This is a genomic window from Comamonas sp. MYb21 (genome assembly GCF_037479395.1).
In the GTDB taxonomy this organism is placed as follows: Bacteria; Pseudomonadota; Gammaproteobacteria; order Burkholderiales; family Burkholderiaceae_C; genus Comamonas.
On record NZ_JBBGZC010000002.1, the window covers coordinates 99217 to 124985 of the forward strand.

The 25769-nt window shown below is 63.8% G+C and carries 25 protein-coding genes; 14 read left to right on the plus strand and 11 right to left on the minus strand.

What is annotated here, in order from left to right:
* Window position 1 precedes the first annotated feature (1 nt).
* From gspK to gspG, 5 genes are all read right to left on the minus strand, one after another.
* Window positions 2–1009 carry a type II secretion system minor pseudopilin GspK gene (gene gspK, locus WH367_RS03410; RefSeq protein WP_339534255.1) on the minus strand — a complete coding sequence of 336 codons (1008 nt, stop codon included), beginning with the start codon at window positions 1007–1009 and terminating at the stop codon, window positions 2–4.
* Entirely contained in the window at window positions 1006–1707 is a 702-nt protein-coding gene (locus WH367_RS03415; protein WP_339534257.1) for a prepilin-type N-terminal cleavage/methylation domain-containing protein, read from the minus strand. Before WH367_RS03415 ends, gspK begins: the two co-directional genes overlap by 4 nt.
* Complete coding sequence (gspI, locus tag WH367_RS03420) at window positions 1707–2075, minus strand: type II secretion system minor pseudopilin GspI (protein ID WP_021025731.1); 369 nt, start codon at window positions 2073–2075, stop codon at window positions 1707–1709. The genes WH367_RS03415 and gspI overlap by 1 nt, the downstream gene beginning before the upstream one ends.
* A gap of 22 nt (window positions 2076–2097) precedes the next feature.
* On the minus strand, window positions 2098–2541 hold the full coding sequence (locus WH367_RS03425) for a pilus assembly FimT family protein (RefSeq protein WP_339534259.1): 444 nt from the start codon (window positions 2539–2541) through the stop codon (window positions 2098–2100).
* Between the two features lie 76 nt (window positions 2542–2617).
* Window positions 2618–3076: a type II secretion system major pseudopilin GspG gene (gspG, locus tag WH367_RS03430; RefSeq protein ID WP_021025733.1), complete on the minus strand. Its 459-nt coding sequence runs from the start codon at window positions 3074–3076 to the stop codon at window positions 2618–2620.
* A 62-nt stretch (window positions 3077–3138) separates the two neighbouring features.
* Between gspG and WH367_RS03435 the strand changes: the two genes are divergently transcribed.
* Window positions 3139–3756, plus strand: coding sequence for a type II secretion system protein N (locus tag WH367_RS03435; RefSeq protein WP_339534260.1), 618 nt, complete (start codon window positions 3139–3141; stop codon window positions 3754–3756).
* 53 nt (window positions 3757–3809) lie between these two features.
* Here WH367_RS03435 and WH367_RS03440 read toward each other — a convergent pair whose 3' ends face one another.
* Genes WH367_RS03440 through ilvA form a run of 3 tightly spaced genes read right to left on the minus strand, consistent with a single transcriptional unit; the run spans window position 3810 to window position 6819 of the window.
* Window positions 3810–4394 carry a histidine phosphatase family protein gene (locus WH367_RS03440; protein WP_339534261.1) on the minus strand — a complete coding sequence of 195 codons (585 nt, stop codon included), beginning with the start codon at window positions 4392–4394 and terminating at the stop codon, window positions 3810–3812.
* On the minus strand, window positions 4391–5227 hold the full coding sequence (cobS, locus tag WH367_RS03445; protein WP_339534263.1) for an adenosylcobinamide-GDP ribazoletransferase: 837 nt from the start codon (window positions 5225–5227) through the stop codon (window positions 4391–4393). Before cobS ends, WH367_RS03440 begins: the two co-directional genes overlap by 4 nt.
* Window positions 5228–5250: 23 nt before the next feature.
* A complete protein-coding gene (ilvA, locus tag WH367_RS03450) occupies window positions 5251–6819 on the minus strand; it encodes a threonine ammonia-lyase, biosynthetic (protein ID WP_021025736.1) in 1569 nt (522 codons plus the stop codon).
* Window positions 6820–7286: 467 nt separating this feature from the next.
* On the opposite strand from ilvA, the gene WH367_RS03455 reads away from it, so the two are divergent.
* The 3 genes from WH367_RS03455 (at window position 7287) to WH367_RS03465 (ending at window position 8841) form a co-directional block, all read left to right on the plus strand.
* A complete protein-coding gene (locus WH367_RS03455; RefSeq protein WP_021025737.1) occupies window positions 7287–7736 on the plus strand; it encodes an OsmC family protein in 450 nt (149 codons plus the stop codon).
* A 99-nt stretch (window positions 7737–7835) separates the two neighbouring features.
* Complete coding sequence (locus WH367_RS03460; protein WP_339534265.1) at window positions 7836–8435, plus strand: nucleotidyltransferase domain-containing protein; 600 nt, start codon at window positions 7836–7838, stop codon at window positions 8433–8435.
* Window positions 8407–8841, plus strand: a complete 435-nt coding sequence (locus WH367_RS03465) for a DNA-binding protein (RefSeq protein ID WP_339534266.1) — start codon at window positions 8407–8409, stop codon at window positions 8839–8841. Before WH367_RS03460 ends, WH367_RS03465 begins: the two co-directional genes overlap by 29 nt.
* 66 nt (window positions 8842–8907) lie before the next feature.
* On the opposite strand, the gene coq7 is transcribed toward WH367_RS03465, so the two are convergent.
* Entirely contained in the window at window positions 8908–9528 is a 621-nt protein-coding gene (gene coq7 / locus WH367_RS03470; RefSeq protein ID WP_021025740.1) for a 2-polyprenyl-3-methyl-6-methoxy-1,4-benzoquinone monooxygenase, read from the minus strand.
* A 323-nt stretch (window positions 9529–9851) separates the two neighbouring features.
* Between coq7 and WH367_RS03475 the strand changes: the two genes are divergently transcribed.
* The 9 genes from WH367_RS03475 to WH367_RS03515 all read left to right on the plus strand — a co-directional run bounded on the left by WH367_RS03475 (window position 9852) and on the right by WH367_RS03515 (window position 22212).
* Window positions 9852–10907 (plus strand): porin, encoded by a 1056-nt coding sequence (locus tag WH367_RS03475; protein ID WP_021025741.1) that lies wholly within the window; start codon window positions 9852–9854, stop codon window positions 10905–10907.
* A 568-nt stretch (window positions 10908–11475) separates the two neighbouring features.
* The gene (locus WH367_RS03480) at window positions 11476–13056 is read left to right on the plus strand and encodes an ABC transporter substrate-binding protein (RefSeq protein WP_312988503.1); all 1581 of its coding nucleotides are present in this window, start codon (window positions 11476–11478) and stop codon (window positions 13054–13056) included.
* A gap of 181 nt (window positions 13057–13237) precedes the next feature.
* On the plus strand, window positions 13238–14218 hold the full coding sequence (locus WH367_RS03485) for an ABC transporter permease (RefSeq protein ID WP_116924570.1): 981 nt from the start codon (window positions 13238–13240) through the stop codon (window positions 14216–14218).
* 1 nt (window position 14219) lies between these two features.
* Window positions 14220–15437 (plus strand): M20 aminoacylase family protein, encoded by a 1218-nt coding sequence (locus tag WH367_RS03490; protein WP_021025744.1) that lies wholly within the window; start codon window positions 14220–14222, stop codon window positions 15435–15437.
* Between the two features lie 50 nt (window positions 15438–15487).
* A complete protein-coding gene (locus WH367_RS03495; RefSeq protein ID WP_339534270.1) occupies window positions 15488–17062 on the plus strand; it encodes an ABC transporter substrate-binding protein in 1575 nt (524 codons plus the stop codon).
* A gap of 53 nt (window positions 17063–17115) precedes the next feature.
* Complete coding sequence (locus tag WH367_RS03500) at window positions 17116–18027, plus strand: ABC transporter permease (RefSeq protein WP_027010623.1); 912 nt, start codon at window positions 17116–17118, stop codon at window positions 18025–18027.
* 35 nt (window positions 18028–18062) lie between these two features.
* A complete protein-coding gene (locus tag WH367_RS03505) occupies window positions 18063–19061 on the plus strand; it encodes an ABC transporter ATP-binding protein (RefSeq protein WP_339534272.1) in 999 nt (332 codons plus the stop codon).
* A gap of 5 nt (window positions 19062–19066) precedes the next feature.
* The gene (locus WH367_RS03510) at window positions 19067–20119 is read left to right on the plus strand and encodes an ABC transporter ATP-binding protein (RefSeq protein WP_239644894.1); all 1053 of its coding nucleotides are present in this window, start codon (window positions 19067–19069) and stop codon (window positions 20117–20119) included.
* 173 nt (window positions 20120–20292) lie between these two features.
* On the plus strand, window positions 20293–22212 hold the full coding sequence (locus WH367_RS03515) for a bifunctional metallophosphatase/5'-nucleotidase (RefSeq protein WP_445228062.1): 1920 nt from the start codon (window positions 20293–20295) through the stop codon (window positions 22210–22212).
* A gap of 72 nt (window positions 22213–22284) precedes the next feature.
* Here WH367_RS03515 and WH367_RS03520 read toward each other — a convergent pair whose 3' ends face one another.
* Window positions 22285–23130 carry a MurR/RpiR family transcriptional regulator gene (locus WH367_RS03520; protein ID WP_133857719.1) on the minus strand — a complete coding sequence of 282 codons (846 nt, stop codon included), beginning with the start codon at window positions 23128–23130 and terminating at the stop codon, window positions 22285–22287.
* 28 nt (window positions 23131–23158) lie between these two features.
* Window positions 23159–24628 (minus strand): glucose-6-phosphate dehydrogenase, encoded by a 1470-nt coding sequence (zwf, locus tag WH367_RS03525; protein ID WP_339517272.1) that lies wholly within the window; start codon window positions 24626–24628, stop codon window positions 23159–23161.
* A gap of 183 nt (window positions 24629–24811) precedes the next feature.
* On the opposite strand from zwf, the gene tal reads away from it, so the two are divergent.
* Complete coding sequence (gene tal, locus WH367_RS03530; protein WP_339534276.1) at window positions 24812–25759, plus strand: transaldolase; 948 nt, start codon at window positions 24812–24814, stop codon at window positions 25757–25759.
* Window positions 25760–25769 lie beyond the last annotated feature (10 nt).

Consider the following 25769-nt stretch of genomic DNA (forward strand, 5'->3'; position numbering starts at 1 on the left):
GTTAGCGCGCCGCCACCGGGTTGCCGCTGCCATCGCCCATCAGGCTGGTGGCCAGCGCGGCACCGCGCTCGCGCACCACGGTCGTTACATTCAGCCCCTGGCGGTAGACCAGGGATTTCTCCTGCACCACCAGGTCGTCAAAGCGCAGCCGCGCCCAGACTTCGAAATACACCGATTTGACATCGAGCAGCGCGTTGGCATTGGTGAGCGCGGTGTTGCTGCTAAAGCGCTGCTGCAGCTCGGCGCTGCTCTCGAAAGCCTTGTTCAGCCGCAGCTGGGCGATTTGCTGGGCGGTTGCAAAATCCATGCCCTCGACAGCGGCCCAGATCACGGTGGCCGAGGCGGTGTTGACGTTGACCTTGCTCTCCTGGGGCAGCAGCACCACATAAGGCTCCAGCTGGGTCAGGGTGGACGGCGACAGGCCCCACCAGGCCAGCTCCTTGTAGGTGCGCGGCAGCAACGGCGCATTGGCGGCCTTGCCCTCGGTGCGCAGCGCGGCCAGTGCTTGTTGGCTGAGGACGGTCAGCTCGGCACCGGGCAGGCCCAGGCGCTCGAACAGGCGCTGGAACTGGCGCAGCGCGACGGTATTGATCTGGCCGTTGGACACCAGATTGCGGATGTTGAGCCGCGCCTGGGCATCGACAATCGCGCCGGACAAAAAGGCCTGGGCCGCGTCGATGCTGCTGTCGTCGGCATTGCTCTGGTTGTTGGAGGCCTGCAAGAAGGTGGATAGGCGCGCTTCGGCCAGCGGCACCGACCAGGGCTCGGACAGCGAATCGGGGCCGCCCACGCGCGCATCCTGGCGCAGCACCTGGCGCGAAAAATCCAGTCCGCCCAGCAGCAGCCAGGCAGCCTGCACGCGGGTGCGCTCGGCGCCTTCCACCTCCAGATTGCGCCACTGCTGCCAGACAGCGCCGGCGGCAATCGTGGCCACCAGGGTGACGGTGAGCATGGCCGCCAGCAGCGCTGCGCCGCGCTGGCCGCTGCGGGCTAGGTGCAGCCGCTTCATGATTTGTTCCCCGACACGATGGGGTTGACCCAGTCGTTGGTGATGACCCCGGAGAGCGCACCGGGCGCGGGCAGCTCCAGGCGCAGGCGGATGCCGTCGGGCAGCGCCACCGTGGTGGGGTTGTTGGCATCGGTCTGGGGATTGGCACCCTGGCTGGACAGCGGATTGCTCCAGCTGTTGCCCCGGAAATACAGCAGCTGCCAGCCGCTGACGGGCATCAGCACCGTTTGCTGCGGGCCGCCGTCGGAGTTGTTGGTCAGCGCGCTGTTGGTGACCGCATGGGCGGCCATGTCCCAGGCCTGCTGCCACTGCTGCAGATCGCGTACCGGCGAGGACTGCCAGCGCACCCAGTAGTCGCGGTTGCCCAGGCGGCGCTGGGCCCAGCTGACGACGCGCAGGCCTTGTTCGTTGATGTCACTGCTGCGGCGCGTGAGCCGCAGCACACGGCCATCCCAGTCGATGGGCGTGGTGGCTGCGACGCGCTCGATGCCATTGAGGTCGGTGTTCCACTGCGACAGTGCCGCCTGCACCACCATGACCTCTTCGCTGTAATCGCGGGCCTGCTGCTGGGCGCGCACCATACCGTCGATACCGCGCCAGCTGGCGATGGTCATCACCGCCAGGATGGAGATGGCGATCAGCAGCTCGATCAAGGTAAAGCCCTGGCTGCGTGGCTGGCTAGAACGGGGGCGCTGCATCAGTACCTCCCCACGATGGTGCTCAGGCGCAGCAAAGGCGCGCCGCCGGAGAACACATGGGCATCGATGCGGCGGAAATCCGGGTTGGGCGTGGCAAACACGCCCACGCGCACATCGAACATGCGGCCGGCTTGCTCGCAGGCCACGCTGGTTGTGCCCAGGCCTGGCAGCTGTTGCGAGAGGCGCGCGGCGATCAGCTGGTTTTCGGCGCAGATCTGCGCGAGCATCACATCGCTTTGCCGCCCTGCGGTCTGGGTCAGCGCGTTCATGGCCTTGCCGCCGGCGAGCAAGGCGATGGCGACAATGGCGAGCGCAACCAGCACCTCGATCAGGGTGAAGCCGGAATGGGGCGAGGACTTGCTGGGCACGCGGGGCTGGTCGGGAAAAGGTTCAGGGGGCCTGTAGTTCAAAGGGGCGCACACCGTCGGTGGACACGGCAATGCTGCCCGCATTTCGGCTGGGGTAGGCCAGCAGCACCGTCTGCGGGCCGATCAGTGCCTCGGGCCCCAGGATGATATCGCCACTGCTGCGCACCGCCACCGGCGGGTGCAGCCAGGCGCCCTGGCGGGTGCCGCCTTGCAGGCCTTCGATGACAAAGCCCTGGCTGTCGGCCCGCCAGCGCACCGGCTGGCCGCTGGCGCGGGACTGGGCCCGTGCGGCTTCGAGCTGCGCGGCCAGACGCTGGCCTTCACGCTGGAGCTGGTCCTGGCTGTTGTCGCCCATCGCAAACACCACGCCGGCGCTGGCCAGCGCCATCAAGCTGATGACGACCAGCAGCTCCATCAAGGTAAAGCCGCGCTGGCGGCGCGGCTGGAAGGGGTGTGAAAGAGGCATGGGCGCAGGGCATGGGGCCGGAGAGCGGGGCAGCGGGAAAAGGCAGAAAGCAGCGATCAGGCGGGCTTATTGCCGCTTATTGCCAGCTGCCGATGTCGGCATTGTTGCCTTCACCGCCGGCCTGGCCATCGGCACCAAAGCTCATCACATCGACTTCGCCTTTGACGCCAGGGTTCAGGTACTGGTAGGGGTGGCCCCAGGGGTCATTGGGCAGCTTTTCCAGATAGGGCTTCCAGTTCATCGGCGCGGGGCCGCTGCTGGGGCGGTTGATCAGCGCGGCCAGGCCTTGCTCGGCGGTGGGGTAGCGCTGGTTGTCCAGGCGGTAGCGCTTGAGCGCGCCGCTGATGTTGGTGATATCGGTGCGCGCGGCGGTCACGCGCGCCTCGTCGGCAGCGCCAATCACATTGGGCACGATCAGCGCGGCCAGCACGCCGATGATGACCAGCACCACCATCAGCTCGATCAGGGTAAAGCCGCGCTGGATATTGGCTTGGATGCGGCGTGCAGCCGACTGCGGGCGGAAGGAAAACATCATGCTCTCAGGTCAAAGGGGGTCAAAGTGGTGAAACTGACATCTGGCTGCATCATAATCTGCGAATGGTGACACTATCACGCAACCCCTGGTCTCCTCGGCTGGCGGCCGGCCTTTTGTGGGCTGGCGCTGCGGCATTGGCGGTGTTCTGGGGACTCAAGCTGTCGGCGCCGCGCCAGGTGCTCTCGGCCCCGCAGGCCGGTGGCCCCGCCCAGGTACAGGTCGATGGCGCTGCGATGGCGCGGCTCTTTGGGGTGCAGGATGGCGCGCCCGTTGCAGCCCCGGCTGCCCCCACCCGCTGGCGCCTGCTGGGCGTGATGGTGGGCAAGGACAGTGGTGGCGGCGCGGCCGTCATCGCCGTGGATGACCAGCCTGCCAAGGTGTTCCGCGTGGGCACGGTCGTGGCCGATGGCCTGGTGCTGCAGGCCTTGCGCAGCGATGCGCCCCGTGCCGTGAGCCTGGGCACTGGTGTTGATGGCCCTGCCGCTGTGACGATCAACCTGCCGGCCTTGCGCCCAGTGGATGCGGTGGCTGCGCCGATCCCGGCCTCTGTGCCGAATGCGCCCAATGCCCAGAATTCCACAAATGCCGTGGCTGCGGCACCGCAAGCTGCTTCCGTACCAGCGCCTATGCCGCCCACCGCGCCCAATGTGGACCGCAGCACCGGCTCCCTGCGCGACTGATGGGGCGCCGGCACTTTACGTAAAAGTTTGTTGGGAGCGGCCTGGCGCGGCTCTCACACCTCGCCGAACAGCGGCAATCGGAGCCATTCCCCATACGCGAGCTTGACTGACGGCCAGTCCTTGGCCAGCGGCAGCCTTTGGCCGCGTGTCAGCAGCCAATGCGTGCATTGCGCCACACCTGCGTGGCTGATCCACAGCACGGGCTGGCCGGTTTCCAGCGCCTGCTGGCGCGCCGCATCCAGCGCACGCGTAACGCGCGCCATCATCGTGGCCAGTGATTCGCCACCGCCTGGTGCATAGGCCATAAAGTCTGCTGTCCAGGCCTGCATCTCTTCGCGGGCGATGCCGTCCCAGCGCTGGCCTTCCCAGGCGCCAAAGTCCATTTCTGCCAGATCGTCGCAGGCGCGCAGCGCGAATGCCGGTGCCTGCGCCTGCAAGGCCGTGGCCAGCTGGCTGCAGCGCTGCAGTGGCGAATGCCAGACCGTTCCGGCCGGCAGTGCCTCGGCGGCCCAGGCGTTTTGCAGGGCCAGTGCGGCGGCGGCGGTGGCCTTGTCATCGGCGGCCATGTTGGTGCGGCCGTAGCAGATGCCCGGCGCCACCAGGGGCTGGGCATGGCGCTGCAGCCACAGCGCCGTCATGCCAGCGCCTTGGCCAGCAAGCTGCCGGCAGGGCCCAGCGACAGCGCGGCACCCAGGTAGAACGCGATCTCGCTGACCTGCTCGGCAGCGCCCAGGCCATCACCGGTAAAGCCTTGCAGGCGGCGCTGCAGCCACTGGCGCATCCACAGCGCGGCGGCGGCGCTAAGCACCAGGGCCAGCAGCAGAACCACCCAGCCTTGGGCGAGGCCCAGCAGCAGGGCAGCGGGCAAGGACCAGGCTACGCAGCAGGCCAGGCCTTGGCGGCTGATAAAGGCCGCCAAAGGCTTGCTTTTGGACGAGGCGCTGTCCCCCACATGGGGCAGGCTGCGCACGACAAACATCGGCCAGAGGCGGGCGATCACATGGGCTGTGACCAAGGTTGCCATCGCCAGCGCCAGGCTGTGGCTGGCCAGCAGCGCGACAAGAGCGGTCTTGCTGAGTACGGCCAGCACCATCGCCATCGCGCCATAGGCGCCGATGCGCGAGTCCTTCATGATCTCCAGTGCGCGCTGGCGCTCGTGGCTCCCGCCCAGGCCATCGACCACATCGCTCAAGCCATCCTCATGGAAGCAGCCGGTGAGCAGCACGGTGGCCATGGTGCTGAGCACGGCGGCGACCAGCGGGCTGTAGCTATTGCCAGACGGCAGCAGCAAGCTGCCAGCGGCCAGCACCCCGGCGGCCACCAGGCCCACGATCCAGCCCACGCCGGGGAAGTGGCCGGCGCTGGCGCGCAGCATCTCGGGGCTGTAGCCCACCCAGTCGCCCAGCTTGCCAGTGACCGGAATGCGGGTGAAAAACTGCACCGCGAGCAGAAAATGGCGCAAGGCTTGCATGCTGCGGCTGGGCCCGTTTGGCGTTAGGCCTGCAGGAACAGCTTGTAGGCCGGGTTCTGGGTCTCTTCGATCCAGGGGTAGCCCAGGTTGTTCAAGAACTGCTCAAAGCTGTGCGAGTCTTCCTGCGGCACCTGCATGCCCACAAGGATGCGGCCGTAGTCCGCGCCCTGGTTGCGGTAGTGGAACAGCGAAATGTTCCAGTTGGGCGCCATCAGGCTCAGGAACTTGAACAGCGCGCCGGGCCGCTCAGGGAAGACAAAGCGCAGCAGGCGCTCGTCCTGCGCGAGCTGCGAGCGCCCGCCCACCATGTGGCGCACATGCTCCTTGGCCAACTCGTCAAAGGTCAAATCCAGCGCTTCAAAGCCGTTCTTCTGGAAGTTGCGGCAGATTTTTTCCGACTCGCCCTTGCTGTTGGTCGAGATGCCGACAAAGACATGGGCGCGCCGGTCATCGCTGATGCGGTAGTTGAACTCGGTCACGCTGCGTGCGCCGCCGGGCAGGTTGCCGATGACTTCGCAAAAACGCTTGAAGCTGCCGCGCTCCTCGGGGATGGTCACGGCAAACAGCGCTTCCTTTTCCTCGCCCACATCGGCCCGCTCGGCGACAAAGCGCAGGCGGTCGAAGTTCATGTTGGCGCCGCTCAGGATGGCGGCATAGGTCTCGCCCTTGGTCTTGTTCTTGGCCACATACTGCTTGATGCCGGCCACGGCCAGCGCGCCCGAGGGCTCGACGATGGAGCGGGTGTCGACAAAGATGTCCTTGATCGCGGCGCAGACGGCATCGGTGTCGACGGTGATGTATTCATCGACCAGGCCATGCGCGACGCGGAAGGTCTCCTCGCCCACCAGCTTGACCGCGGTGCCATCGGCAAACAGGCCCACATCGTTCAGTGCCACGCGCTTGCCTTCGCGGGCCGACTGGATCATCGCGTCCGAGTCGTTCATCTGCACGCCGATGACCTTGATCTCGGGCCGCACCGCCTTGATGTAGTTGGCGACACCTGCGATCAGCCCGCCGCCACCAATCGCGACAAAGACCGCGTTCAGTGGCGAGGAGCCGATTTTCTGCACCTGGCGCATGATCTCCATCGCAATCGTGCCCTGGCCGGCGATCACGTCCGGGTCATCGAAGGGGTGGACAAAGGTGAGGTTCTGTTCCTTTTGCAGCTTGAGCGAGTGCTCGTAGGCATCGCTGAAGCTCTCGCCGGCCAGCACCACCTCGCCGCCCAGGCCCTTGACGGCATCGACCTTGAGCTGCGGCGTGGTGGTGGGCATCACGATCACGGCGCGGGTGCCCATGCGGCTGGCCGACAGCGCGACGCCCTGGGCATGGTTGCCTGCCGATGCACAGATCACGCCGGCCTTGAGCTGCTCGGCCGTCAGGTGGGCCATCTTGTTATAGGCGCCGCGCAGCTTGAAGCTGAACACCGGCTGCTGGTCTTCGCGCTTGAGCAGCACCTTGTTGTGCAGGCGGCGGCTGAGGTTCTTGGCCGAGTCCAGGCTGGATTCAATGGCCACGTCATAGACACGCGCAGTGAGGATTTTCTTCAGGTAATCGGCCGGCGTCAGCGCGGCAGCAGTCTTGGAGGGCATAGGGATGCACGCTAGAGAAAGGAGGCAACGAGAAGGTAGCGCATGCGGATGGCGCGCCTGGTTGATGCGCCAGCCAGCAGGGCATGCGCGGGTGGCGGCATGGGCGGGGTGGCGAGCATCAGGTGATCGAGAGACCGATGCACTATAACCGCTGGCATTCACTGGAGCGGATCGGCGGTGGAATTGCGCCGGCGCAGGGCAGAAAAAAAGCCCCTGATGTGAATCAGGGGCTTGAAACCACCATTTGAGAGGTGGAGGAGACAACTTGCAAGCTACATCCAGCAGTTGGGGCTTTCGCCTGGCTGTGGAGCAGCAGATGAGTCCAAGTATAGCGATGTTTCTGCTGCGTTGCAGCAAAATAATGTGCGCAACCATTTTTTTTGCCAATGCTGTTGATAGACAGCAACAAATAGCAGGGGTCAGGGCAGATCTGCCACACTGTGGCGTCTGATTTTTGGAGAGTTGCAATGGAATGCACGGTAACGTGGACGGGTGCGAGCGGCGCCCGCTCGGGAATGGGCTTTGTCGCAGAAACGGGCAGCGGCCATGTGGTGGCCATGGATGGCGCGCCCGACGCGGCCAATCCGGCCAACGGCGGCCAGAACCTCGCCGCCCGCCCGATGGAGCTGCTGCTGGCTGGCACCGGCGGCTGCACCGCCTATGACGTGGTGCTGATCCTCAAGCGTGGCCGCCACGATGTGAAAAACTGCACCGTGGCCCTGAAGGCAGAACGCGCCGACACCGAGCCCAAGGTCTTCACCAAGATCCATATGCAGTTCACCGTCACCGGCAAGGGCATCCCCGCAGCGGCGGTGGAGCGCGCGATCGCGATGAGCCATGAGAAATACTGCTCGGCCAGCATCATGCTGGGCAAAACAGCCGAGATCACCACGGGGTTTGATCTTGTGGAGGCCTGAGCACGGGCGTTGATATCCCGCAATGCCCGGATGGCCGCTGGACGGGATGTCAGCCTGTCTTGTGGTCCGATGCAAAAAAGGCGACAATTGACGCCTTATATGAATCAATCTTTGATTGCCTTGCTGCTGCCGGAGTACCGGCGACGTGCCCTGGGGCTGTTGCTGCTGCACCCTGATACGCAGCTGCACGGGCGAGAAATTGCCAGGCGCACGGGGCTGCCGGCGGGCACCATCACCCGAGAACTTGGCAAGCTCACTTCGGTGGGCTTGTTGCAGCGAGAAAAACGGGGCAACCAACAGCTGTACCGCGCAGACAAGCGCTGCCCCATTTTTACAGAGCTGGCCAGTATCTTGCGCAAGACATCTGGCGTGGCCGATGTGTTGGCTGCCGCCCTGGCGCCTGTTGCAGACAAGATCGATGTGGCCTTTATCTATGGTTCTGTGGCGCGCGGGCAAGAGACTGCGGGCAGCGATATTGACCTGATGCTGGTCGGTCAACTAGGATTTGACGAGGCGGTACAGTTGCTGTGGCCGCTGCAGGCGGAGCTGGGCCGGGAGATCAATCCGCAGGTACTGGGCCAGCAAGAGTTCGCAGCGCGCGCCCAGGATGCGTTCATGCGCGATGTACTGTCCAAGCCCAAGATCTTTGTGGTGGGGGGTGACGTTGAGCTTGCAAAACTTGGTCGGCATCAGTCTTGAGACCGTGGAGCCCCATGCGCAGCAAGTGCGGTCTTTGCTGGCTGCGGCTGACCGCAATATTGCCGATGCACACATTGCCGGCTTAAGTGAAGAAAACCAGTTTGATGCCGCCTACAAGGCCATCATGCAGTTGGCCATGCTGGGCCTGATGGCCCATGGCTACCGCACACTGACCAGCAAGCCGGGCCACCACCAGACCGCCATCCAGACGCTGGCACTTACCGTGCAGTGGCCCAGTGAGAAGATCTGGCCGCTGGACGCCTTGCGCAAGCAGCGCAATTTGACGGACTACTCTGGAGACCTGGTCTCCCAGGCGGCGGTAGACAGCTGCCGGAACAATGCCATGGCCTTGCGGGCCCATGTGCATGGCTGGCTGCAGGCGCAGCGGCCTGACTGGTTGGCTTAAGAATGCTTTCTGGCCGCCTCAGAGGCGGCCTTTGCATGGGGTCCCCGTCCGGCCCTGTCTCTCTATCTATATATGGTGTGCCGTCACGGTCATCACCTTGGAGGCGATCTTCATCAGCATCCGGGCGGGAAGTGGTACCGGCAGCGCGCCGGCATCCACCGCTGCGGCGGCATGGCGCTCCTCGTCGGCTTTCATCTGGCTGACGACGGCCCGTGAGGGCGCATCATGCGCTGGCAGCAGCTCCAGGTGGGACTGCAGGTGCAGGGACACCTGGTTTTCCGTCTCTTCGACAAAACCCAGGCTGGCGCGGTCGCTCACCTTGGCGGCCACGGTGCCGATCACAAAAGCGCCGGCAAACCACAGCGGATTGAGCAGGCTGGGGCGTTCGCCCAGGTCCTGCAGGCGCTGGTGGGTCCAGGCCAGGTGGTCCATCTCTTCCTGGGCGGCTTCGAGCAGGTGTTCGCGCAGATGCTCGTCGCGGGTGACCATGGCCTGGGCGGTGTAGAGCGCCTGCGCGCAGACTTCGCCCACATGGTTGACCCGCATATAAGAAGCGGAGAGCTTCTTCTCCTCCGGGCTGAGGTCCGCCTCGTCCATGCCCGCAGCGGGCGAGGGGTTGGCCGCACGGGGCGTTGCAAACAGGGTGCGCAGCGCAGTATCTGCTGCGCAAAGGAGTCGTTCTTGCATAGGCTGCCATGCTAACCAGTAGAATACACCCCGCTGCAAACATGGCGAATCTCCTCTGGAGCGGCTTGTTTTGCAGCAAATTTTTGTCGAAAAATAGGACGGCGGCTGACATTCGTTAAACGTTGCACTCAAGCAACGATTTGCAGCGAATAGGTCCTCAAGTGGGGGAATTTGTTTGCGCAACCGCCTGCGGTCTGTTGAAATAGAGAGAACTTCCACACTAGGAGGTTGGCGCGGGAGCAGGTAGAAGTTGTGCAGAACCGTGAGGCTGACATCAACCCCCCCGTACCAGCGCCGTCTGTTAAACCTTGGAGTAACTCGCAATGAAAAAATCTCTTGTTGCCTTGGCAGTGCTGGCCGCTTCCGGCGCCGCAATGGCTCAATCTTCCGTGACCCTGTTCGGTATCGTTGATGCTGGCGTGACCTACGCTAAGACCAGCGGTGGCGAAAGCAACTACGGTCTGACCAACTCCGGTAACGCCACCAGCCGTCTGGGCTTCCGCGGCGTGGAAGATCTGGGTGGCGGTCTGAAGGCTGGTTTCTGGCTGGAAGGCGCAATCCAGAACGACAGCGGTACCGCTTCCGGCGGCGGCGCTGCAGGTCCTGGCTTCGAGTTCAAGCGTCGTTCCACCGTGTCCCTGATGGGCAACTTCGGTGAAGTGCGTCTGGGTCGTGAACTGACCGCAGCTTACAACACCGTGTCTGGCTACGACGTGTTCGGCCAAGTCGGTATCGGCCAAAACTTCAGCTTCGGCAACGGCACCTACGGCTTCGGCGACCCAGTTCGCGTGGGCAACATGGTTTCGTACTACACGCCTAACATGTCCGGCTTCACCGCTGGCGTGAACTACGGCTTCGGCGAAACCGCTGGCGACAGCTCCGCTAAGCGTTACATCGGCGTGTCCGCTGGTTACAACAACGGCCCTCTGAGCGCCGGCATTGCTTACGACCAGCAAAACGATCCTACCGCCAGCTTCGAAAAGGCTCAAGGTCTGGGTCTGGGCGCTGCTTACAACTTCGGCGCTTTCAAGCTGTCGGGTCTGATCCGTCAAGTGCAAAGCACCCCAGTGGGTGGTGGCAGCAAGGCTAAGTTCCAGTCCGCTGGTCTGGGCGCAACGGCTGCTGTCGGCGCTGCTGGCGAAGCACGTCTGGCTTACAACTACTACGACAACAAGGAAATCGAAGGCAAGGCTCACCAGCTGTCGCTGGGCTATGTCCACAACCTGTCGAAGCGCACCGCTCTGTACGGCACCTACGCTTTCCTGAAGAACCAGAAGAGCGAAACCATGAGCCTGTCGGCTAACGGCCTGGGCATCGACCCAGCTGGCGCTGGCAAGAACCAAAACGCTATCACCGTTGGTGTGCGTCACGCTTTCTAATGAATGGCTAGGATTTCCTAGCTACTCAACCTGAAAAGCAAAAAGCCCGTCGAAAGACGGGCTTTTTTTTATGCCTGCTCGCAGCACCTATGCCCGGGCTGCTCGGCCCTGTTCCGGGCAGATGGCCGCTGTCGCGGCGACCGCCGTCGCAGTGACCGCTGCAGTGGTCTGCTCGCTCGGTCAGCATGTTCAATACCCCATGCGGAGACGCCAAACCGTTGGAAGCACCAGGGCTGTTGCTCTTTCATCGCTGAGCGGCAGGTGAGCAACTGCGCTGGCTTGTGGCAGGCTTGATACATACCGCATGCTGTATCGGCGCTGGTAGCCGCCAAGATGCTGCTGTATCGCTTTTTTGACATGTGGGAATAGAAGGGCAGGCGTGGTCTGGCAGGCAGGGCGTTTTCATAATTAGCAGATGAAGCCGTGTTTTGCCCGACAAAACACCTGCTATTGCCGGTCACCTAACAGAAATAAACAGGACTCGGGAATATCCCCGCCTTGGGGGAAGCACCATGCGGAAGATCGATTCCTTGCGGCATAGTGAAGCACTACTATTCTGCGAGGACTTATGAAACAGCCTTCTCTTGCTCTGGTTGCGATAGCGGTAGCCGCCGTTTTGTCAGCTGGCGTGGCCCAGGCCAAGCCCTTCAAGTGGGCCAGCCAGGCCGACGTTGCCAGCTGGGATATCCATGCGCAAAACAATGGCCTGCACAACGCCATTCATCCCTATGTCTACGAGACCCTGGTCACCTACAACAGCAAGACCTTTGCGGTCGAGCCGCTGCTGGCCACCTCGTGGAAGGAAGTGACTCCCAAGCAGATGCGCTTTGCATTGCGCCAGGGCGTGAAGTTCCAGGATGGCTCGAGCTTCACCGCCGATGATGCGGTGTTCTCGATCACGCGTGCGATGGCCAAGACCTCGAACTACGGCCCCTTTGTGCAGGGCATCGAGAAGGTCGTCAAGGTTGATGACGGCACCATCGATATCTTCATGGTGGACCCCAATCCCGTGCTGCTGCGCCAGATGACCGAGCTGCGCATGATGAGCAAGGCCTGGTCGGAGAAGAACAAGTCCACCGAGCCGATGGACATCAAGAAGTCCGACGAGAATTTTGCCCACCGCAATGCAATGGGCACCGGCCCATTCATTCTGGAGTCCTGGCAGCCCGATGTGCGCATGGTGCTCAAGAAGAACCCCAACTGGTGGGGCCAGATGCCGGGCAATGTGACATCGATCACCTACACCCCGATCAAATCGGCGCCGACCCGCATGGCGGCGCTGCTGTCCGGTGAAGTGGACATGGTGCTCGACCCTACGCCGCAAGACCTGAACCGCCTGCGCGCCAGCCCGGACTTGAAGATCCTCGAAGGCCTGGAAAACCGCACGATTTTCTTTGGCATGGACCAGTTCCGCGACGAGCTGCCCGGCTCCAGCGTCAAGGGCAAGAACCCGCTCAAGGACCAGAAGGTGCGCCAGGCGCTCTACCAGTCCATCGACATCCAGGCGATCACCAAGACCATTCTGCGCGGCCTGGGCAAGCCGACCGGCACCCTGGTGGCGCCCCAGGTCAATGGCTGGACCGAGACCGTGGGCCAGCGCCTTCCCTATGACCAGGAGGCGGCCAAGAAGCTGCTCGCGCAAGCGGGCTACCCCGATGGCTTCGAGGTCGACTTTGCCTGCCCCAACAACCGCTATATCAGCGATGAGGCCATCTGCCAGGCGGTCACCGCGATGTGGGCCAAGATTGGGGTCAAGGCCAAGCTGCGCACCTTGCCGATGGTTACCTACTTCCCGATGATCCAGCGCAATGAAGCGAGCATCTACATGCTCGGCTGGGGCGTGCCCACCTTCGATTCGCTCTACAGCCTGCAGTCACTGGTGCGCACCGTCGGCAAGGGCGGCGACGGAAACTACAATGTCGGCCGCTACAGCAACGAGCGCATGGACTACCTGGTCGACCGCGTCAAAACCGAAACCGACCAGCCCGTGCGCACCCGCATGCTGACCGAGGGCTTGCAGCTGTCCAACGACACGGTCTCGCACCTGCCGCTGTACGACCAGGTGATCCCTTGGGCGATGAAGAAGAACATCGACCTGGTGCACCGCGCAGACAACCGGGTGGACATCAAACTGGTGACGGTCCGTTAGCCAACGGTGAGCAGTTTGCAGGCCTGCTGCCCGGTGCGGCAGCCGGCCATTTCATAAAAAGCGAAAGAAGAATAGGCAGACAACACGGGTGCCAGGGGCGCTTTGCAGAACCCTCGTCAACGGGGTTTTGCAGGGGGTCCCTAGGGCACCTTCCCTCTGTTTGTCACGATGAGAGTCAGCCATGTTTGCATTCATATTGCGCCGATTGATACAGGCGGTGATCGTGATGATCGCCGTGGCGTTCATTTCCTTCATGTTGTTCCAGTATGTGGGTGACCCGGTCACCTTCTTGCTGGGCCAGGATGCCACCCCGCAGCAGATTGCCGAGTTGCGCAGTGCGCTGGGGCTGGACAAACCGTTTTTCGTGCAGTTCTGGCACTTTTTGCTCAATGCTGCCCAGGGCGAATTCGGCATCAGCCTGCGCCAGGGCGCCAAGGTCTCGTCCTTGATTGCCGAGCGCTTCCCGGCGACCTTTGAGCTGGCCATGGTGGCCGCGTTGCTGGCCCTGGTCATTGGCGTGCCGATGGGCGTGTATGCCGCGCTGCGGCGCGGCAGCTTCATGAGCCAGGTGTTCATGACCCTGTCGCTGCTGGGCGTGTCCCTGCCCACCTTCCTGATCGGTATCTTGCTGATCCTGATCTTCTCGGTGCACCTGGGCTGGTTCCCGAGCTTTGGCCGTGGCACGACGATGCAGCTGGGCTTTTGGAGCACCGGCCTGCTGAGCGCCAAGGGCTGGCACCACATCATCCTGCCGGCCATTACCTTGGCCGTGTTCCAGCTCACCTTGATCATGCGCTTGGTGCGCGCCGAGATGCTGGAGGTGCTGCGCACCGACTACATCAAGTTTGCCAAGGCCCGGGGCCTGAGCAACCGCACGATCTACTTTGGCCATGCCCTCAAGAACACGCTGGTGCCGGTGATGACCATCACCGGTCTGCAGCTGGGCGGCCTGATTGCCTTTGCCATCATCACCGAGACCGTGTTCCAGTGGCCGGGCATGGGCCTGCTGTTCATCCAGGCGGTGACCTTTGCCGATATCCCGGTCATGGCCGCCTACCTGTGCCTGATTGCGCTGATTTTTGTGGTGATCAACCTCGTGGTCGATCTGTTGTATTTCGCTGTCGACCCGCGCCTGCGCGTCGAAAAATCGGGAGGGCACTGAGATGCCACGTCTGCCTTATAGCGCGAGCTCGCGCGCCTTTTCTCACCTGGCCCAGATCCATCCGGAGCTGACGGCCTTCCGCCGTGACCTGCATGCCAATCCGGAGCTGGGTTTTGAAGAAAAATACACCGCGGCTCGCGTCAGCGAGGCCTTGCGCCTGTGTGGTGTCGATGAGATCCACCAGGGCATTGGCAAGACCGGCGTGGTCGGCGTGATCCGTGGCCACAAGCACGGCAGCGGCCGCATGATCGGTCTGCGCGCCGACATGGATGCGCTTCCGATCACCGAGCAGGGCAACTGCAGCTGGCGCTCTGGCAAGCAGGGGCTGATGCATGCCTGCGGCCATGACGGCCACACCGCCATGCTGGTGGGCGCGGCGCGCTACCTGGCCGAGACCCGCAATTTTGACGGCACCGCCGTGCTGATCTTCCAGCCCGGCGAGGAAGGCTATGCCGGCGCGCGCGAGATGATCCAAGACGGCCTGTTCGAGCGCTTCCCGGTCGATTCGGTCTATGCGATGCACAACTGGCCCGCGATGCGCCAGGGCATGATCGGCATCAACCCCGGCGCGATGATGGCTGCGGCCGACCGCATCCAGATCAATATCACGGGCAAGGGCGGCCACGGCGCCCATCCTTACCAGACCAATGATGTGGTGCTGGCCTCGGCCCACCTGATCACGGCGATCCAGTCCATCGTCTCGCGCAATGTGCGTGCCATCGACTCGGCCGTCATCAGCATCTGCGCGCTGCAGTCGGGGGACCTGGCTGCGTTCAGCGTCACGCCGGGCTCGTCGACCTTGGTGGGCACGGTGCGCACCTTCAACCCCGATGTGCAGAACATGGTCGAGCGCCGCCTGGGCGAGCTGTGCCAGGCGCTGGGCCTGGCCTTTGGCGTGAATGCGCAGCTGCAGTACGAGCGCTCCTACCCGGCGACGATCAACACCGCCGAAGAAGCGGTGTTTGCCGGCGATGTCGCCTCTGACCTGGTGGGCGAAGCCCTGGTGGTGCGCAACATGGACCCGAGCATGGGCGCTGAGGATTTCTCCTTCATGCTGCAGCAAAAGCCCGGGGCCTATCTGCGCCTGGGCCAGGCCGTGGGTGACGACATTATTCCGCTGCACAACAACCGCTACGACTTCAATGACGATGTGCTGCCGCTGGGTGCGGCGCTGCACGCCGGCATTGTCGAGCGTGGCATGCCACTTGCTTTGGGCTAAAGCCTCAGCTCCCGGCCCGGGGGGGCCGGACTTCAGAAAAGGGGAAAACGATGAAACACACGATGAGCAAGACCTTGTTGGTATCGATGTTGGCCGCCGCCTATGTTTGCGCCGGCGCGCAGACGGTGCGCATCGGTTCCCAGGGCGATGCCCTGTCCATGGATCCGCATTCCTTCAATGAGACGGTGCAGCTGAGTGTGACCGGCAATGTCTACGAGCCGCTGGCCGGCCGCAACAAGGACCTGAGCCTGCGCCCGGTGTTGGCGACCAAGTGGGAGCAGACCTCGCCCACCGTCTGGCGTTTCACCTTGCGCAAGGGCGTGCAGTTCCACGATGGCACGCCGTTCACCGCCGATGATGTGGTGTTCTCGATGATGCGCACGCAGCTCGAGGGCTCGGACATGAAGTCCTACACCAACCCCATCAAGGAGACGCGAAAGGTCGATGACTACACGGTCGACATCGAGACCAAGGACCCGGCCCCGATCCTGCCGAGCATGATCTCGCAGGTCTACATCATGAGCAAGGCCTGGTCCGAGGCGAACAATGCCGTTAACCCGGTGGACCGCCGCAAGGGCATCGAGAACACCGCGTCGTTCAAGGCCAATGGCACCGGCCCCTACCGCGTGCGCGAGCGCCAGCCCAATGTGCGCACCGTCTTCAACCGCAGCGCCAACTACTGGGACAAGGTCGAAGGCAATGTGCAGGAAGTGGTCTACACGCCGGTGGCCAATGATGCGACCCGTGTGGCCGCGCTGCTGTCGGGCCAGGTCGATGTGATCGACCCGGTGCCGGTGCAGGATCTTGACCGTGTCGCCAATACCGGCAGCACCCGCGTGGTGTCCGGGCCGGAGCTGCGCGCCATCTTCATGGGCATGGACCAAAAGCGCGATGAGCTGCTGAACGCCAGCGTCAAGGGCAAGAACCCGTTCAAGGACAAGCGCGTGCGCCAGGCCTTCTACCAGGCCATCGATATCGAGGGCCTGCACAAGCAGGTGATGCGCGGCGCCTCGGGCAATCTGGCCACCTTGATCGGCAAGGGCGTCAATGGCTATACCGACGACATCAAGCGCCTGCCCTACGACCCGGCCGCCGCCAAGAAGCTGCTGAGCGAAGCGGGCTACCCCGATGGTTTCTCGCTGACCTTGAACTGCTCGAATGACCGCTACATCAACGACAGCCGCATCTGCCAGGCGGTGTCGGCCAACCTGGCCAAGATTGGCGTCAAGGTGCAGCTCAATGCCGAGACCAAGGGCACCTATTTCCCGCGCATCATGCGCCATGAAACGGCCTTCTACATCCTGGGCTGGACGCCGTCGACCTACGACGCCCACAACCCGCTGCTGGCCTTGATGAACTGCAATGACGGCAAGGGTGCTGGCGCGTTCAACTATGGCAACTACTGCAACCCCAAGGTCGATGCCTTGACCCGCCAGGTGCAGTCCGAGACCGACACCACCAAGCGCAACCAGGCGATCCATGAGGCGCTGCAGACCGTGGCCGACGATGTGGGCTACCTGCCGCTGCACCAGCAGTTCATGAACTGGGGGGTGAGCAAGAACGTCGAGCTGGTGCAGATGGCCGATGGCTTCATGCCCTTCAAGTGGATGACCGTGAAGAAGTAAATGCCCCGGGCCGCTGCACTGCAGCGGCCAGAGACTAGAGAGAGAAGATGACGATGAAAAACCGAATCAGGCGCTGGATGGACAGCGATGTGGGCTACAGCTTTCGCAAGTCGCCCACAGCCATCGTGGCCGCCCTCATTGCGGCGGTCTGCGTGTTTTGCGCGCTGTTTGCCGGCTGGGTGGCACCGCACAACCCCTTTGACCTGACCACCCTGGAGCTGAGCGACGCGCGCATTCCGCCGGTGTGGAGTGAAGAGGGCGGCTGGAAATACATCCTGGGCACCGATGACCAGGGCCGCGACATTCTGTCGGCGCTGATGTATGGCGCGCGCATTTCGCTGATCGTGGGCCTGGCCTCGGTGGCGCTGTCCGTGGTCGTCGGCGTGGGCCTGGGCCTCTTGGCAGGCTTCAAGGGCGGCTGGATCGATTCGGTGCTGATGCGCCTGTGCGATGTGATGCTGTCCTTCCCGGCCATTCTGGTGGCACTGCTGATCGCCGGTGTGGGCCGCGCGGTGTTTCCCAATGCCAATGAATCGCTGGCCTTTGGCGTGCTGATCATCTCGATCTCGCTCACCGGCTGGGTGCAATACGCACGCACGGTGCGCGGCTCGACCATGGTCGAGCGCAACAAGGAATATGTGCAGGCCGCCCGCGTCACCGGTGTGGCGCCGCTGCGCATCATGGTCAAGCATGTGCTGCCCAATGTGCTGGGCCCGGTCATGGTGCTGGCCACCATCCAGGTGGCCACCGCCATCATCACCGAGGCGACCCTGTCTTTCCTCGGCGTGGGCGCGCCGCCCACTTCGCCCTCGCTGGGCACCCTGATCCGCGTGGGCAATGACTACCTGTTCTCCGGCGAATGGTGGATCACGATCTTCCCGGGCCTGATGCTGGTGCTGATCGCCCTGTCGGTCAACCTGCTGGGCGACTGGCTGCGCGATGCGCTTAACCCGCGCCTGCGTTGATGGTGCGGACACAAGACGAACAAGGAACAACCACGATGTCATTGTTGGAAGTAAAAAATCTGGTGGTCGAGTTTCCCAATCGCCATGGTGTGCTGCGGGCGCTGGACAACATCTCCTTTTCCATCGCCCCCGGCGAGATCCTGGGCGTGGTCGGTGAATCGGGCGCGGGCAAGTCGCTGACGGGCGCCTCCATCATCGGCCTGCTCGAGCCGCCAGGCCATGTGGCCTCGGGCGAGATCGTGCTCGAAGGCGAGCGCATCGACAACCTGTCCGCCGACAAGATGCGCCATATCCGGGGCCGCCGCATTGGCGCGATCTTCCAGGACCCGCTCACGTCGCTGAACCCGCTCTACACTGTGGGCCGCCAGCTGATCGAGACCATCCAGACCCACCTCAAGCTCTCGGCCTCGGAGGCGCGCCAGCGCGCGATCGAACTGCTCAAGGACACCGGCATTCCGGCCGCCGAAGAGCGGATCGACCATTTTCCGCACCAGTTCTCCGGCGGCATGCGCCAGCGCGTGGTGATTGCGCTGGCGCTGGCGGCCGAGCCCAAGCTGATCGTGGCCGACGAGCCCACCACCGCGCTCGACGTATCGATCCAGGCGCAGATCATCAGCCTGCTCAAGAACATCTGCCGCACCCGTGGTGCGGCCGTGATGCTGATCACCCATGACATGGGCGTGATCGCCGAGACCTGTGACCGGGTCGCGGTGATGTACGCCGGCCGCATTGCGGAAATCGGCCCGGTGCATGAGGTGATCAACCACCCCGCGCACCCCTACACACGCGGCCTGATGGCGTCCATTCCGGATATGGAAGCCGACCGTGAGCGCCTGAACCAGATCGACGGCGCCATGCCCCGGCTCAATGCCATCCCCAAGGGCTGCGCCTTCAACCCGCGCTGCCCCCAGGTGTTTGACCGCTGCATGGAGCAGCGCCCCGAGCTGATGGCTGCGGGCGCCACCCAGGCCGCCTGCTGGCTGCATGCAGCCGATTACCAGCCCCAAGTGGCTGCCACCGAGGACACGGTATGAGCGAGATGGCAACCATGACGAACAAGGACGCAGCAGCGCTGCAAGGCGCGGGCGACAAGCAGCCCCTGGTGCAGGCCCGTGACCTGGCCAAGACCTTTGATGTGTCGGCACCCTGGCTCAACCGGGTGCTGGAGCGCAAGCCGCGCAGTCTGCTGCGCGCCGTCGATGGCGTGAGCTTTGACATTGAAAAGGGCAAGACCCTGGCCCTGGTGGGCGAGTCCGGCTGCGGCAAGAGCACGGTGGCGCGGCTCTTGGTGGGCCTGTACGGCCCCACGCGCGGCAGCTTCACCTTCGATGGCCAGGATGCGCATGCCGCCTTCCGCGACCCGAACGCGCGCGCGATGCGCCGCCGCGTGCAGATGATCTTCCAGGACCCCTACGCCAGCCTGAACCCGCGCTGGTCGGTTGAGCAGATCATTGGCGAGCCGCTCAAGGAGCATGGCCTGATCACCAATACCGAGCAGCTCAAGGCCCGCGTGGCCGAGCTGCTGGTGCAGGTGGGCCTGGCGCCGATGGACATGCTCAAGTACCCGCACCAGTTCTCGGGCGGGCAGCGCCAGCGCATCTCCATCGCCCGTGCACTGGCGACCGAGCCGGAGTTTCTGGTCTGCGACGAGCCCACCTCGGCGCTCGATGTGTCCGTGCAGGCCCAGGTGCTCAACATCATGAAGGACCTGCAGAAAAAGCGCGGTCTGACCTATCTGTTCATCTCGCACAACCTGGCTGTCGTGCGCCACGTCAGTGACCAGGTGGGTGTCATGTATCTGGGTAGGCTGGTAGAGCTGGCCGATAAGCAAACCCTGTTTGCCAAGCCGCGCCACCCCTATACGCGCATGCTGCTCGATGCCATTCCGAAGATGCACGACACCGGCAAGGCGCGCACCCCCGTGCAGGGCGAGGTGCCCAATCCGCTCAACCCTCCGACCGGTTGCGCCTTCAACCCGCGCTGCCCGCTGGCCAATGAGCGCTGCCGCAGCGAGCGCCCACAGCTGATCGACGATGGCGGCGTGAAGGTCGCCTGCCATGCGGTGGAAGAGGGGCGCATCCCCGTTTTGTGATGTACTGGCGACCGCCTGCGCTGTGCGCGGGCAGCCCACCAAACCGGCGTCCTGGACGCCGGTTTTGCATGGAGCGGGTGCCTTGACAAGCCCCTTTGCTATTACAGAAAGTCACACCTACGTCATCTAGCGGACAAACCATAGAGCTCTTTGTCATAACGGAGAGAGCAGAAATGGTTGCATTGTCAGTGCGAGAGGGTGCACGTCAGGTGATGGTTTGGACGGTGTGCGGTGTGGCGGCTGCCGTGTTGGTGGCTTGCGGTGGAGGCGGCTCCAGCGACAACGACAGCGAAAAAGACGATGTGCTGACGATCCTGCACATCAACGACCACCACTCCACCTTGGCCAGCAAGACGGCCACCCTGCAATTGCCCGTGGACGGCAAGACCACGGCCGTGACCGTGGACGCCGCAGGTTTCCCCCGCGTGACGGCCGCCATCGAAGCGATCGCTGCCCAGTCGACCAATGTGCTCAAGCTGCACGCCGGCGATGCGGTGACCGGTACCCTGTACTTCAACCGCGCAGGTGCCGATGGCGAGGCCGACATGGCCATGCTCAACACCGTGTGCTTTGATGCCTACACCCTGGGCAACCACGAATTCGACAAGGGCGACACTGGCCTCAAAGGCATCCTCGATCGCCTCAAGAGCGGCAAATGCACGACCCCGGTGCTGAGCGCGAACGTGCAGTTCGGTGCCAGCTCGGCACTGAACCCCAGCCGCGCACCGAACATGGTCTCGCCCTCCACCGTGGTGGAACGTGGCGGCCAGAAGATCGGTATTGTCGGCCTGACCATTGCGCAAAAGACCAAGGCCTCGTCCAGCCCGGACAAGGACACCTTGTTCGAAGACGAAGCCGTCGCGGCCCAGCGCGAAATCGACAAGCTGCAGGCCCAAGGCGTCAAGCGCATTGTGCTGCTGAGCCACATCGGCTACGACAACGACCGCACCATCGCCAAAAAGCTGCGCGGTGTGGACGTGATCGTTGGCGGTGACTCGCACACCCTGCTGGGCCCGGACGCGATGAAGACCATTGGCGTGGGCACGCCAGGCGGCGCCTACCCCACCAACACCACCGACCTCGACGGCAAGCCCGTCTGCATCGTGCAGGCCTGGGAATACTCGCAAGTCGTCGGTGAGCTCAAGGTCAAGTTCGACAAGGACGGCGTGGTCAGCCAATGCGAAGGCACGCCCCACGTGCTGATCGGCGATGACTTCAAGATCGCCGGCACTGCCGCGACCGAAGCCCAGCGCACTTCCATCATCAGCAGCGTCAATGCCGCCGGCTTCCTGCGCATCACGTCGCCGTCCGCCCAGGCGGCCGCGGTGCTCAAGCCTTTCACCGAAAAGGTCGCCAGCTTCAACGTGACCAAGGTGGCCTATGCCCCGCAAGAGCTGTGCTCGCGCCGGGTGCCGGGCGGTGAAGGCAGCACCGACTACAGCCGCTCCAGCGCGGCCTGCAATGCCGAAGGCAGCGTCAGCCTGCGCGGTGGCGACATCCAGCAGCTGGTGGCCCAGTCCTACCTGGAAGTGGCCAACGAACACTACGGCGGTGCCGACATCTCGCTGCAAAGCGGTGGTGGCGTGCGCATTCCGCTCAATGGTGAAGTGACGGCGGCCAATGCGATCCAGGTGCTGCCCTTTGGCAACATGCTGTTCCGCCTGGATGTGACCGGCACCGAAGTCAAGGGCATGCTCGAAGACGGCCTGGAAGCTGTCTACGGCGCAGGCGGCTCGACCGGCCCTTACCCCTACACCGGCGGCATGCGCTTTGATGTGAATGCCAAGGCCGCCTTTGGCAGCCGTGTCACGGGCATCGAAGTGCGCGACACCACCAGCGGCCAATGGACTGCGCTGGACCAGGGCAAGACCTATCGCCTCTTTGTGCTGAGCTTCAACGCCAACGGCGGTGACGGCTACAAGACCCTGGCCTCGGTGCCTGCAGCGCGCCGCCTCGACATCGGCGTGCTCGATGCCGATGTGTTCTTCAACTACATCGAATCGCAGCCCAAGGATGCCACCACCGGTCTGCCAGCGCTCAAGCGCCTGTCCACCGACCTGTACAGCACCAAGAGCTTTGTGGATGTGCGTTAAACGCTGACGCCGCATGACGAAGGGGCAGCCTAGGCTGCCCCTTCTTTCGTTTCGGCCAGGCAAAAAACGCCGTCAGGTATAGCGCTTGGCGTGCAGGTTGTCCTTCATCTGCTGCAGCACCGGCTGCAGCGGCTCGCCGATGCGCAGCGCCACGCTGGTAGCCAGCACATCGAGAATCAAGAGGTGCAGCAGGCGCGAGACCATGGGGCTGTAGCGGTCGTAGCCCTCGGGGTGGTCGGCGGCCAGGTGGATATTGGCCGCGCGTGCCAGCGGCGAGCCGCTGGCGGTGATGGCAATCGTCGTGGCGCCATTGCGCTTGGCGATGTCGGTGGCATCCATCAGGTCGCGCGTGCGGCCGGAGTTGGAGATGACAATGGCGCAGTCGCCCGCGCCCAGCATGGTGGCACTCATCACCTGCATATGGCCGTCGCTGGTCGCCAGGCTGGTGACGCCCAGGCGAAAGAACTTGTGCTGCCCATCCTGCGCGACGATGCCGGAGTTGCCCACGCCATAGAACTCGATGCGCTTGCCCGCCTGCCAGGTCGCCACGATGGCACTGGATGCCGCCTCCAGCGCCGTGGTGCTGGCGGCATTGCGGTAGGCCAGAAAGGCCGCGACCGAGTTGTCCACCACCTTGACCAGCACATCGCTGGTCTTGTCATCGGCATCGACGCTGCGGTGGATAAAGGGCACGCCTTCGCTGACGCTGCCGGCGAGCTTGAGCTTGAAATCGGCCAGGCCGTCATAGCCCATGCTGCGGCAAAAGCGCACCACGGTGGGTTTGCTGACATGGGCCAGTTCGGCCAGCTCGCGCACCGGGCGCGAGGCAAAGGCACGCGGATCGGCCAGCACCAGGCGGGCCACGCGCTGCTCGGCCGGTGCCAGCGAGGGGAGAGAGGCGGTGATGCGGTCTAGCATGGGGATCCCTTGTGGGTGGCGGCGGTGCTCAAAACTCTTCCATCCAGCTGTGGCCGTCGCGTGCCACCAGCGCGCTGGCGGCGCCCGGGCCCCAATGCCCGGCCACATAGGGGCGCGGGCTTTCGCCGCGGGCATTGGCCTGTTGCCAGGCCTCCAGAATGGGCTCGACCCACTGCCAGGCGGCCTCTTGCTCGTCGGCGCGCACAAACAGGTTTAGGCGCCCGGCGATCACATCGAGCAGCAGGCGTTCATAGGCGCCCACGCGCTCGGTGCCAAAGCGCTGGTCAAAATCCAGGTCCAGCGCAGCGGGCGACAAGGTCTGCACACCGCCGGTATCGGCCTGGCTCTGCGCGGCGGCCATCAGCTGCAGGGTCAGGCCATCCTTGGGCTGCAGGTGGATGGTCAGGCGGTTGGCCGCGCCCAGCGGCGTGCGGTAGATGGCATGGGGCACCTGGCGGAAATGCACGACGATCGAGGCCTCGCGCCCGGCCAGGCGCTTGCCGGTGCGGATGAAAAACGGCACGCCGGCCCAGCGCCAGTTGCTGATCTCGGTGCGCAGCGCCACAAAGGTCTCGGTCTGGCTGGTGGGCGAGACACCTTCTTCCTGGCGGTAGCCCGGCACCGGCTTGCCGGCAATCTGGCCGGCCGCGTACTGGCCGCGCACCACGTCGCGGATCACCGTCTCCGGCGTCCAGCGCTTGAGCGACTGCAGCACCTTGAGCTTTTCATTGCGGATCGCATCGGCGTCAGCGCTGATGGGCGGCTCCATGCCAATCGCGCAGAGCAGCTGCAGCGCATGGTTTTGCACCATGTCGCGCAGCGCGCCGGTGCTTTCGTAGAACTCGCCGCGCTTTTCCACGCCCAGCTGCTCGGCCATCGTGATCTCGATGCTGGCGATGTTCTCGCGCCGCCACAATGGCTCAAAGATGGCATTGCCAAAACGCAGCGCCAGCAGGTTCTGGACAGAGGGCTTGCCCAGGTAATGGTCGATGCGGAAGATCTGCGCTTCGGAAAACACCTCGCGCACCGCTGCGTTGATCGCACGGTTCGAGGGCAGGTCATGGCCCAGCGGTTTTTCCAGCACCACGCGGGTGCGCTCGGTGGCGAGGCCCGCTGCGCCCAGCTGCTCGCAGACGGTGGTGAACAGCGAAGGCGCCGTGGCCAGGTACATCACCACAGTGTCGGCATCGCGCGCCTGCAGCAGCGCGCGCAGCGCGGCATAGTCGGCCGGCTGCGACAGGTCCATGCGCAGGTAGTGCAGGTGCTGGGCAAAGCGGGCAAATTCCGCGTCGCTGGGCCGCTTGTCGGCCTCAACCTCGGCCAGCCGCTGGGCGATCAGCGCGCGGTACTCGTCGTCGCTCATTGCCCCTCGGCCTACGCCGATGATGCGCCCGCCCGCAGGCAGGCTGCCGTGGCGGAAAGATTGAAACAGCGCGGGCAGCAATTTGCGCCAGGCCAGATCGCCGGTACCGCCAAATAAAACCAGATCAAAACGCATGAAACTTCCTGAACATCAAGGCAGGGATTAATGTAACTCAGTTTCATGGCCGGAGAGAAGCCGTAGAATACATCCACCCCTGAACCGGGCATAAGTTCGGTTAAGCTTGGGCGGCCCTCATGTTGGCCGCAGTACGCCGTGGGAGACAGGCGCGGCAAACCGGATATTGACCAAGAGCAGACCATGAACCAACTCGATGCACTCAAAGCGCTGACCACGGTAGTGGCAGATACCGGTGACTTTCACCAACTCGCGCAGTTCCAGCCGCAAGACGCGACGACCAACCCGTCCTTGATCCTCAAGGCCGTGCAGAAGGCCGACTACGCGCCGCTGCTGACCGAGACCGTGCAAAAGTTCCGCGGCAAGCCGCTCGATGAGGTGATGGACCGCCTGCTGGTGCGCTTTGGCGCCGAGATCCTGTCCATCATTCCAGGCCGCGTGTCGACCGAAGTCGATGCCCGTCTGTCGTTCGACACCGACGCGACGGTGGCCCGGGCCCAGCGCATCATCGCGCTCTACGAGGCCGAAGGCGTGCACATCGACCGCGTGCTGATCAAGATCGCCTCGACCTGGGAAGGCATCCAGGCTGCCAAGGCGCTGGAAGAGCAGGGCATCCACACCAACCTGACCTTGTTGTTTGCGCAGTGCCAGGCCATTGCCTGTGGCCAGGCCCAGGTGCAGCTGATCTCGCCTTTTGTCGGCCGTATCTACGACTGGTACAAGAAGCAGGCCGGCAGCAACTGGGACGAGGCCGCGATGGCCGGTGCCAACGACCCGGGTGTGAAATCGGTCAAGGCCATTTTTGACTACTACAAGCATTTCGGCATCGCCACCGAAGTGATGGGCGCGAGCTTTCGCAATATCGGCCAGGTCACCGCGCTGGCGGGCTGCGATCTGCTGACCATCTCGCCCGAGCTGCTGGCCCAGCTGGCCGCTGCCGATGCACCGCTGCAGCTCGCGCTGAACGCCGAAGCGTCCAAGGCGCTGTCGCTGGAGCGTGTGCAGTACGACGAAGCGGGCTTTCGCTTTGCATTGAACGAAGACGCGATGGCCACCGAAAAGCTGGCCGAAGGCATCCGCGCTTTTGTCGCCGATGCCATCAAGCTCGACAAGTTGTTGCAATCGGCCTGATCGGGTGGCT